Source organism: Vibrio sp. S11_S32 (assembly GCF_014694465.1).
GTDB lineage: Bacteria > Pseudomonadota > Gammaproteobacteria > Enterobacterales > Vibrionaceae > Vibrio > Vibrio algicola.
In genome coordinates this window covers 348,693-359,271 of sequence record NZ_JAAUWS010000001.1, presented here as the reverse complement: position 1 = coordinate 359,271, position 10,579 = coordinate 348,693, and the positions used below count along the sequence as shown (strand labels likewise).

At 42.7% G+C, this 10,579-nt stretch carries 10 protein-coding genes and 1 pseudogene; 9 read left to right on the top strand and 2 right to left on the bottom strand.

The annotated features are described in order from the left end of the window. A pseudogene (locus tag HC723_RS01640) lies at nt 1–195 on the top strand (IS66 family transposase); the annotation flags it as partial. A 669-nt stretch (nt 196–864) separates the two neighbouring features. On the opposite strand, the gene ygfZ reads toward HC723_RS01640, so the two are convergent. Beyond that, the gene (ygfZ, locus tag HC723_RS01635) at nt 865–1,848 is read right to left on the bottom strand and encodes a tRNA-modifying protein YgfZ (protein ID WP_190337986.1); all 984 of its coding nucleotides are present in this window, start codon (nt 1,846–1,848) and stop codon (nt 865–867) included. Nucleotides 1,849–2,079: 231 nt separating this feature from the next. Here ygfZ and HC723_RS01630 point away from each other — a divergent pair, with 231 nt between their 5' ends. Continuing rightward, nucleotides 2,080–2,340, top strand: coding sequence for an FAD assembly factor SdhE (locus tag HC723_RS01630; RefSeq protein ID WP_153446288.1), 261 nt, complete (start codon nt 2,080–2,082; stop codon nt 2,338–2,340). Further along, the gene (locus HC723_RS01625) at nt 2,312–2,758 is read left to right on the top strand and encodes a hypothetical protein (protein WP_190337967.1); all 447 of its coding nucleotides are present in this window, start codon (nt 2,312–2,314) and stop codon (nt 2,756–2,758) included. The genes HC723_RS01630 and HC723_RS01625 overlap by 29 nt, the downstream gene beginning before the upstream one ends. A 43-nt stretch (nt 2,759–2,801) precedes the next feature. Here the strand turns inward: HC723_RS01625 and nadB are convergent, their stop codons facing one another. Then, on the bottom strand, nt 2,802–4,436 hold the full coding sequence (gene nadB, locus HC723_RS01620) for an L-aspartate oxidase (protein ID WP_190337966.1): 1,635 nt from the start codon (nt 4,434–4,436) through the stop codon (nt 2,802–2,804). A 403-nt stretch (nt 4,437–4,839) separates the two neighbouring features. Here nadB and rpoE point away from each other — a divergent pair, with 403 nt between their 5' ends. From rpoE to lepB, 6 genes are all read left to right on the top strand, one after another. Continuing rightward, entirely contained in the window at nt 4,840–5,421 is a 582-nt protein-coding gene (gene rpoE, locus HC723_RS01615; protein WP_153446292.1) for an RNA polymerase sigma factor RpoE, read from the top strand. Between the two features lie 22 nt (nt 5,422–5,443). After that, on the top strand, nt 5,444–6,028 hold the full coding sequence (locus tag HC723_RS01610; protein WP_190337965.1) for an RseA family anti-sigma factor: 585 nt from the start codon (nt 5,444–5,446) through the stop codon (nt 6,026–6,028). 26 nt (nt 6,029–6,054) lie between these two features. Then, nucleotides 6,055–7,065: a sigma-E factor regulatory protein RseB gene (rseB, locus tag HC723_RS01605; protein WP_190337964.1), complete on the top strand. Its 1,011-nt coding sequence runs from the start codon at nt 6,055–6,057 to the stop codon at nt 7,063–7,065. Continuing rightward, on the top strand, nt 7,062–7,550 hold the full coding sequence (locus HC723_RS01600) for a SoxR reducing system RseC family protein (protein ID WP_190337963.1): 489 nt from the start codon (nt 7,062–7,064) through the stop codon (nt 7,548–7,550). Before rseB ends, HC723_RS01600 begins: the two co-directional genes overlap by 4 nt. A gap of 182 nt (nt 7,551–7,732) precedes the next feature. Continuing rightward, nucleotides 7,733–9,526 (top strand): translation elongation factor 4, encoded by a 1,794-nt coding sequence (gene lepA, locus HC723_RS01595; RefSeq protein ID WP_190337962.1) that lies wholly within the window; start codon nt 7,733–7,735, stop codon nt 9,524–9,526. A 147-nt stretch (nt 9,527–9,673) separates the two neighbouring features. Then, nucleotides 9,674–10,573 carry a signal peptidase I gene (gene lepB, locus HC723_RS01590; RefSeq protein WP_190337961.1) on the top strand — a complete coding sequence of 300 codons (900 nt, stop codon included), beginning with the start codon at nt 9,674–9,676 and terminating at the stop codon, nt 10,571–10,573. Nucleotides 10,574–10,579 lie beyond the last annotated feature (6 nt).

The following is a 10,579-nucleotide window of genomic DNA, read 5'->3' as shown; positions in this document are numbered from 1 at the left end:
TGCATTCGAGGTTTTGTCATTCAACGCAAAATTAGCTACGGCACGACATCTGATGCTGGTGATAAATTTCGCAGCCGTATACATACGATAACTGAAACCTGCAAAAAGCGTGGCCTCTCAGCATGGTCAGTTGTGTCCGAAATCGTCACAGCCGTGACGAATCGACAGCCCTACCCAAACGTATTCGGTTTTTAACGTTCACCAGCCCTGTCAATAGGGTGCTGGTGAACGCTTACGTAACGTTTAAACAGTCTCATACTAACATCCTTATAGTAATTGGCGTATATTATACAGGATGATGTGTTACAGAAGTGTTTCAATGTGATATTAAATGTGACAAGAGTTGGGTTTTGATTATTTAAAGTGGTAGTCGAAAGCTTGTTTTTTAGCCGTTAATTCTGATTTTTTATGTTTTGATGGTGACAGATTTGTTTTAAGTATTAGTTGCTGGTTTATTGGACTGTGAGTCGGTTGCCTAAGATCGAGGTTGGAAAGTGTGGGTTGGGGAAAGTTGATAGGGTGGAAAAGATGGAAGACTTCACGGGTTGCTAGAGACAAAAAAAGCCCGCATTTAAGGTGCGGGCAAAATCACAGATGCATTATATAAAGTGAATAGTTAGGAGTTCAACTATAGCGGTTGTTCCAACCATCAATCACTTAACTTGTTACTTGGTTAGGAAAAAGGCATCCACCAAAGTAAAACAAGTGTCATTACCATACATTATATCGATACGTATGGGTAATTATTCACAATTAGTTAATATAAATTCTATATTATTGGCAGTTGTATGAGTGCGATATTGCTTTTAAAAGACGATAATGACATCTATTTTCTACAAAAAAGAGATCTTAATCGATACACCTCTAATCATCTTGTTGTAGAGAATAAGGCAAGCTGCCAAACGTCAGTTCACTTTCAGGCTGTTGAGTTAAGCGCAATCGAGTGTCAGTGTCTAAGTTATTCGGTAGTACCGCTAAGCCAATCAGTTTGTTATCTGAGTAATGATAGTGTGCCAGAAGTTTACCTGCATTACGCCAGTTCTCTCCTACTTGGCGCTCAACACTAAGATCATCGGGTAATGTGCTACCCGCTTGGCCTTCAAGTAAGAACATGGCACGCTTATTAATGCCGCGATATTTAGCACGAGCAATAGTTTCTTGACCGGTATAACACCCCTTAGTAAAAGAGATGCCGTCAAGCGCCTGCAAATTCATCGCTTGCGGAATATGTTCTAATTGCTCGGCAGCATCTAGACGAGGGCGGGCGGAGATAACATCGGCCCAATCCCAAATACTTTCATCGCAAAGTGTCGCACCCGCTGATAATGCACTTTCTGCGCACGGGGTTACTTGCTCATTTGATATCAACAACAACCAACGATTACGGTCTATTCTCACCGCGGTTCCGCCGGCAATCGCTCGCACATCGCTATCGCTATCGTCATCGTTTAAACCATTAATGAAGCTATCCGCTTGCTCGCCGATTAATCCAATACAGACATCATCACTTTGCAGGATCTCAATTTTAGAGAAAACCGCGTATTTTTTAATTTCGACCAGTTCTTTTTCAATCGCAGAACGTCGTTGAAATAACGCATACCCGTGATTGTGGTGGAATAATTGAAATACACTCAGCATCTTTCCTTTGGCATCACAATGTGCGCCTAATGTGCTTTTATTTGCCTCCAAAGTCACCACGTTATTGGTGATTTGTCCTTGTAAGTAAGATTTTTTATCATCACCGACCATGGTAATGCTTGACCATGAAGGTAATGGGCACAAAATCAAATCAGGTAAGGTATCTGTAGAAGAGAAAGATAATGGTGATACAGAAGGAGTCCAATTCATCATAAAGCCCTGAGATAGAAAGTTGTGGTTATGGTAAACCTGTCGCTTAGATTTGTCACCTTTCCCTTATTGTCGGTCTTTGAAGTGTCGATAAACGAACTATGCTTAAAAGCCACCGTCGTTAACTACGGTAGTTTAGCGCTGATTTTTTATGACAATGTGATAATGATACTAGTGAGAAAAGGGTCAGACTGGTAGACTTAAGTGATTAAAATAATGGATGGAACGATTATGTATAAACCTGAAGAAAAAGCACGAATCAAATGGGCTTGTCGCCGTGGTATGTTAGAACTTGATGTCGTGATCATGCCATTTTTTGAAGAATGTTTTGATGACTTAACAGAATCAGAGCAACAGCAATTTGTTTCGCTACTGGAGTGTGATGATCCAGACCTCTTTACTTGGGTAATGGGACATGGGCGTAGTGAACACTTAGGTCATGCCAAGCTAGTGGATAAAATCGTTGCCCATAATCTCAGTAAAGTGCGTTAATCCCGAGCAACTGGTTTACCGCCGTCATCATTTTCACTATCAAGACACAGCAATTCCTCATATTATCGCACTGATTTTCTTTCTGGTGCTGAATTGGGTGATTGTTGTTTCTCTCTCTCCGCTACTGCTATCGCTGCTATTAATACAACTATCACTCAAACTTTACTTTGATTCTGATCGCTTTGATTTTGAGTGGCAGGATAATTGCGCTTCTTATTCGCTAGAGTCTTTATTTGTGCCTGTGAAATCGGTTCAAACCGAACTTAGAATGTGGTTAATACAAATTCGACTTGAGGGAAAAGTGATCCACTTATGGCGGCATCAATTTAGCGATCCTGACTATCGGCGTTTGTTGGTATTATTAACCCAAGAAAGTGCCCACAATGTAGGCCGATTAGAGATAAAAAAAGAGCCGTAGATCTTATCAAGATCACGACTCAAATCTATGGTTATTAAAAGAATTAAAACAACGGATTGGTGGTTCTAAAGGTTTCAGGTTCTAAAATAGTTGGGCCGCTACTTTCTAACTTGTCTGGGTAGTCTAGGGTGTAATGTAACCCACGACTTTCCTTTCTTGCCATCGCGCAGCGTACCATTAACTCCGCTACTTGCAATAAATTACGCAGCTCGAGTAGATTATTAGAGACTCGGAAATGGCTGTAATATTCATGGGTTTCTTGTTGCAATAATTGAATCCTGCGCATCGCTCGTTCTAAGCGTTTATCGGTGCGCACAATCCCCATGTAATCCCACATAAATAAACGTAATTCATGCCAGTTATGTTGCAAGATGACTTCTTCATCCGAATTGGTGACTTGGCTTTCATCCCAATAAGGTAATGAGGCTGGTAAGGTCGCTTTATCAAAATTGGCAATAATATCGTTAGCCGCAGACCATGCGTACACCACACACTCTAATAATGAGTTAGATGCAAGACGGTTGGCACCATGTAATCCGGTATAGGTAACTTCCCCAACAGCATAAAGATTTTTAAGATCGGTTTGACCTTGCTGATTGACCATCACACCGCCACAGGTATAATGCGCTGCCGGTACAATCGGGATCGGCTCTTGGGTCATATCAATGCCAAGATCTTTTAAGCGCATATAAATAGTCGGGAAATGTTTCTCGATAAAGTCAGCTGGTTTATGGCTAATATCAAGATACATGCAATCGGCGCCTAAACGCTTCATCTCAAAATCAATCGCTCGCGCCACAATATCGCGCGGGGCCAGTTCGCCGCGCTGATCAAAATCGTGCATAAAGCGCGTACCATCTGGGCGTTTTAAATAAGCGCCTTCACCGCGCAACGCTTCGGTCAGTAAGAAATTACGCGCTTCAGGGTGGAACAAGCAAGTAGGGTGAAATTGGTTAAATTCTAAGTTAGCCACTCGACAGCCTGCGCGCCACGCCATCGCAATACCATCGCCAGAAGAGACATCAGGATTTGAGGTATATTGGTACACTTTAGATGCGCCACCGGTGGCCAATACCACAAATTTCGCTCGTACTGATTCAACATGTTCTTGGTTACGGTTCCAGATATAGGCACCAACGATTTTTTTCGCATCGCCGCCAATTTTATCTTCGGTAATTAAATCTAAGGCATTGTAACGTTGAAGGAAATGGATATTAGGATGACGAGCGACATTATCTTGTAGTGAGGTTTGCATTGCCATGCCAGTTGCATCGGCTGCATGAAGAATGCGGCGATGACTATGCCCACCTTCACGGGTTAAGTGATGCTTTGGATTGGCGCTTTTATCGTTTTCATCAAAATCAAATGGCACCCCGCCATCAATTAACCACTGCACACATTCTTTAGAATTTTTAGCAATAAAGTTGACGGTGTCTTTTTCACAAATGCCAGCGCCGGCGATTAAGGTATCTTCAACATGAGATTCAATACTGTCATTTTCATCGAAAACCGCAGCAATACCACCTTGGGCATAATAAGTTGAGCCTTCTGACATCGGTCCTTTGCTGAGCACCATTACCTTGCCGAAAGCGGCAACACGTAACGCCAACGATAAACCGGCCGCGCCACTACCTATCACCAGAACATCACATTGGTGCTCATTACTATTTGAATTCATAAGCTTGTATCAATCCCTAATTATGTGGTTGAATCAATGAATTACACTAAGTTAGCCTAGGCGGCATAAATCATTCTTGTTATTTGACTCATAATTGTTACTTGAGCGATATAAATAACAAAAAAAATACTAATTAATGTATAGATGCCCTTATAATGACGGCCATAAATGAATAAGCATTCCCCTGCATCAGCGTTACAGTGGCTGATTGGGTGATCTGAGTGAATGATAATTACATCACACTTTATAATTGAAAAGCGAAAAATTTTAATTTATGGAACTTTTTTTGTTTTCCCAAGTCATAATTAGTGATCGGCTAAGCTGTGATGTCCATTTTCAATATACAGAAACAGCGTTCATATCTGAGAAGATAAGAGCATAACAACAGGGGTAGGTGCTCGAAATGAGCGAGCAGTTGACTGATCAAGTCTTAATTGAGCGGGTTCAAAATGGTGATAAGCAAGCATTCAATCTTTTGGTCATCAAGTACCAAAACAAGGTATGCAGCTTAATATCACGATACATAAAAAACCCAGCAGATGTGCCGGATGTTGCTCAAGAGGCGTTTATTAAAGCCTATCGAGCCATTCCGGGGTTTCGTGGTGAAAGTGCTTTTTACACTTGGTTGTATCGCATTGCGGTCAATACCGCTAAAAACCACATTGTCGCTCAATCACGTCGACCTCCAGCCAGTGATGTCGATGCAGAAGACGCAGAATATTACGAATCTGGTAGTGCATTAAAAGAAATATCGAACCCTGAGAACTTAACGTTGTCAGAAGAATTAAAGCAGGTGGTTTTTCACGCAATTGAAGCACTGCCTGAAGATTTGAAAACAGCAATGACCTTACGCGAACTAGATGGTTTAAGTTACGAAGAAATTGCTGAAGTGATGGATTGTCCTGTTGGGACCGTTCGTTCTCGGATATTCCGGGCTCGTGATGCAGTGGAAAAGAAAATAACCCCACTTATGCAGCGCCAATAGCCTTATAAATACGGTGATGAATATGACCAGTAAACAACAGATCTCAGCTCTAATGGATGGCGAGCTTGTCGATCAATCATTGATAAGCGATATTGAAAACGATGCTGAAGCACAGCAATCGTGGAGTCATTATCATTTAATCGGTGATACGTTGCGCGGAGAAGCGCCGCAGAATATGCCCGCTTGGGATATCGCAGCAAATGTTGCGATGGCACTGGATGCAGAGCCTGCGCATTCTACCCATAACGAAGGGTTAACCAATGTAACTCCGATGATAGAATCGCAACCTAAACCACAAAAAGCACGTAAAGCGATGCCTGCGTGGTTATTGAATATTACTCAGATTGGTATTGCCGCTTGTGTGTCTATGGTAGTAGTGCTTGGAGTGCAACAATATTCTGGTAGCAACTCAGCACCAACTGATGCCGATCAATTACCCGTTCTACAAACGATTCCTTTTGCTGGATCGGCAGAGCCTGTGAGTTTAACTCGTGATTCAATCCGCCCTCAATCCGGTGAAGCGAAAGCGATGGAACAGCACCGACGCATTAATGCTTTAATGCAAGATTATGAATTGCAGTTACGTCTTAATCACACCAGTGAATAACTGCTTAACACCAGAGCGGTAACATAATGAAAAAACTACTGATTAGTATTGGATTACTATTCAGCTTATTTAGTCAAATTGCCTCAGCAGACGATACTGTCTCTGCTGAGGCTTTGTTGCATCAGATGAGCGAAGCCAGTCAAACCCTTAGTTATGAAATGTCTTACATTCTGATTAAGAAAAACAGCATTGAACCGCTGCTTTATCGTCATGCGGTCGATAAGAACAAGCAACTGGCGCATTTAGTCTACTTAAGCGGCCCGATCCGTGAAGTGATCCGGCGTGCGGATGAAGTGAGCTATGTCGAGCCTGGCATCGAGCCATTTAGTATCAGCTCTGGCAGCATGGTCGGTCCTATCATACCTATGATTAATACCAATATTGATCAGCTCGCTCAGTTGTATGACTTTGTCAAAATGGGCCGTGCTCGTGAAGCTGGCGCTGCCTGTCAAGTGATCCGCGTAGTGCCAAAAGATGGGCTGCGTTATTCCTATGTGGTTTGGATTGATGAGCGCACTAAATTGCCTTTACGCGCTGATTTAGTGGAACGTAATGGTGAAGTGTTAGAGCAATATCGCACCATTTCTTATGCGGTTAGCGAACACATCACCAATATACTTGAACGTTTAAATACCATTGAATTACCGGATGTTCTAACTATTCCTAAGCCTCAACCAACCCTTGCCGATTGGAAAGTGAGTTGGGTGCCAAATGGTTTTAAAGCCAATGATTTGAATCGATACCGTATTCCGATCACCGATAGCGTGGTTGAAAGCCAACTTTATAGCGACGGTTTATTTAGCTTTTCGGTGTATGTTTCGGATCTAGATTCACCAGATAGCAAAGCACAAATTTACCGTCAAGGTCGTCGCACGTTGCAAACCTTTGTTAAAGATAATAAAGAGATTTCAGTGATCGGTGACATTCCCGCGGTAACGGCGAAACGTATTGCCGATTCGGTGGTATTTATAGCGGCAACAAGTAATAACGCCTCGAATACCAATAAAGCAACCACAGCCCAAGGTGGTCAAAAATGATGACTGCTTTGGCAACTGTCATCGATGTCGCAAGTCGCAGTGGTAAGCTGGTGGTCAAAGTGAGTTGTGAACAACAGACCAGCTGCAATCATTGCAAATCGCAAAAAAGTTGCGGTACTGGCATGGTATCTAAAGCGCTAGGTAATAAATCGCATGAATGGCAATTGGACTCAGATCAATTAGCTCAAGCCGGTGAAAGCCTGAAAGCAGGGCAAATTGTCGAGATCGGTCTACCTGAAAAAAGCCTAGTGCTTTCTGCGTTAACTGTTTATTTGTTGCCTTTAGTGGCGATGATGCTTGGCAGTTTGATCGCGCAAGTGTGGTTACGACCATTATTGGGCGGCGGAGAAGGCATTGTGATCTTTATGTTCTTCTTATTTGGTGGTGTGGGTATTTACTTTGCAAAGCCTCTCACCGATTGGTTAGAGACCAAAGTTGGCCGTGAAGTGAGTTTAATTCGAGTGTTAGGCCAGCCTATTTGTTGATCCCATCGCCCCTTCTTATGCCAGTGACAGTGATAACGCTGTTGCTTCAAGTTACGTCTTCAAGTCATAAGGGTATAGCTACCTTGCTTGAAATTGGGTAGAATCCCATCCACTTTAATGAAACCCGCTTATTGAGCGTGCGTTTCTATTTTTCATTTTTTAAATTGAGTATCGTCATTAGCATGAAGCACATTCGTAATTTTTCGATTATCGCCCACATCGACCACGGTAAGTCGACCCTTTCTGATCGTCTCATCCAAGTTTGTGGAGGCCTATCTGAACGTGAAATGGCGGCTCAAGTATTAGACTCAATGGATCTTGAGCGTGAGCGCGGCATTACCATTAAAGCACAAAGCGTTACCTTAGATTATAAAGCCAACGATGGTGAAACCTACCAGTTGAACTTTATCGATACCCCAGGACACGTTGATTTCTCATATGAAGTATCTCGCTCTCTAGCGGCGTGTGAAGGTGCGTTATTGGTGGTTGATGCCGGTCAAGGGGTTGAAGCTCAAACTTTGGCTAACTGTTACACCGCGATTGAAATGGAACTGGAAGTGGTACCAATCTTAAACAAGATTGATTTACCTGCGGCCGATCCAGAACGCGTAGCAGAAGAAATTGAAGACATCGTAGGTATTGATGCGATGGAAGCGGTACGTTGTTCGGCCAAAACCGGTATCGGCGTCGATCTGGTATTAGAAGAAATTGTTAAATCTATCCCCGCGCCGGAAGGTGATCCAGATGGGCCACTGCAAGCACTGATCATTGACTCATGGTTTGATAACTACTTAGGTGTGGTGTCTTTGGTTCGAATCAAAAATGGTTCACTGAAGAAAAATGACAAAATCAAAGTGATGAGCACTGGCCAAGTTTGGGGAGTGGATCGCATTGGTATCTTTACACCAAAGCAAGTCGATACCGATGGTTTGAACACTGGTGAAGTAGGCTGGGTAGTATGTGGTATTAAAGATATTTTAGGCGCGCCAGTGGGGGATACATTAACTCACGCTAAAGGCGGCTGTGAAACTCGTCTTCCAGGCTTTAAAAAAGTAAAACCTCAAGTCTATGCTGGCTTGTTCCCGGTATCATCGGATGACTATGAAAACTTCCGTGATGCACTGGGCAAGTTAAGCTTAAACGACGCCTCATTATTTTATGAACCAGAAAGCTCAGCCGCATTAGGCTTTGGTTTCCGTTGTGGTTTCCTTGGCATGTTGCACATGGAAATCATTCAAGAGCGTTTAGAGCGTGAATACGATTTAGACTTGATCACGACGGCGCCAACCGTAGTGTATGAAGTGGTAAAAACCGATAAAACCATCATATATGTTGATAGCCCTGCAAAACTGCCCGCTATTAATGATATTGATGAAATTCGTGAGCCAATTGCCCGTTGTAATATTTTAGTGCCAGCCGATTACTTAGGTAACGTGATCACTTTATGTATCGAAAAACGTGGTACTCAAGTGGATATGGTTTACCACGGTAACCAAGTTGCCTTAACTTACGATCTGCCAATGGCGGAAGTAGTGTTGGATTTCTTCGATCGTTTAAAATCAACTTCACGCGGTTATGCGTCACTGGATTACAACTTCCAACGTTACCAGTTATCAAGCATGGTACGAGTGGATGTATTGCTTAATGGCGATACGGTTGATGCACTGGCGATCATTACTCACAAAGACAACTCACAAAATCGTGGTCGTCAATTAGTTGAGAAAATGAAAGAATTTATCCCTCGTCAAATGTTTGATATTGCGATTCAAGCGGCGATTGGTAACCACATTATTGCCCGTTCTACCGTGAAACAATTGCGTAAAAACGTAATCGCAAAATGTTATGGCGGCGATGTGAGTCGTAAGAAAAAGCTATTGAAGAAACAAAAAGAAGGTAAAAAACGCATGAAGCAGATTGGTAATGTTGAATTACCACAAGAAGCGTTCCTTGCGATCCTTCATGTTGGTAAAGATTAATTTACCAAGCATTGATGTTAGCAAAGCTTGGGTCTGACAATATCTTTACTCGATAACCAGAAGTGAAAGAGTGCGCTCTTTCACTTTGCTTGTTTTTGAACAGCCTAGTTTTTCACTGTTCTTATTAGAAAATTATAGGGAAGCCAAATGGCGAATACATTTTCATTGATTTTAGTACTTGTGACCGTTGTTACCGGTATTGTGTGGGCATTTGAAAAATTGGTGTGGGCGAAAAAACGTCAACAAGCCGTGGCTGATATTGAAACCAAAACCAATGAACCATTACCGAAAGAAGTGGTGGCAAAGGTCAATCGCCAACCTTGGTGGGTCGAGAACAGTGTGTCTATCTTCCCTGTGATCGCGTTTGTTTTGATCTTGCGTAGCTTTATCTACGAACCATTTCAAATACCGTCAGGCTCGATGATGCCAACCTTATTGGTCGGTGATTTTATCTTAGTTGAAAAATTTGCTTACGGGCTTAAAGATCCAGTATTTCAATCGAAAATTGTTGAAACTGGTGAGCCAAAGCGTGGGGATATTATCGTATTCCGTTACCCACCACAGCCAAATATTGACTACATTAAACGTCTTGTTGGCATGCCTGGCGATACGATCCGCTATACTGAAGATAAACAAGTGTGTGTTCAGTCGCCTGGCAGTCAAGAATGTAAGCCAGTGCCACGCTCTGATGTGAAAAAAAGTGACTTCTTCCAAGATGGTGTTCCGCTGATCCAAGCGAAAGAACAACTTGGCGATGTCGCGCATAGTATTTTAATTAGCCCTGTTCGACGCGATAACGTGGCGGCTTACCAGCCAAGACCTTATCAAGCAGAATGGGTCGTGCCTCAAGGCGAGTACTTTATGATGGGTGATAACCGTGATAACAGTGCAGACAGTCGCTATTGGGGATTTGTACCGGAAGCCAATCTAGTCGGAAAAGCAGTAGCGATTTGGATTAGCTTTGAATTTGATCGTGATGCGGATAGCGTATTACCTTCGTGGATCCCATCCGGCGTGCGATTTAATCGTATCGGCGGCTTAATATAATTGAGA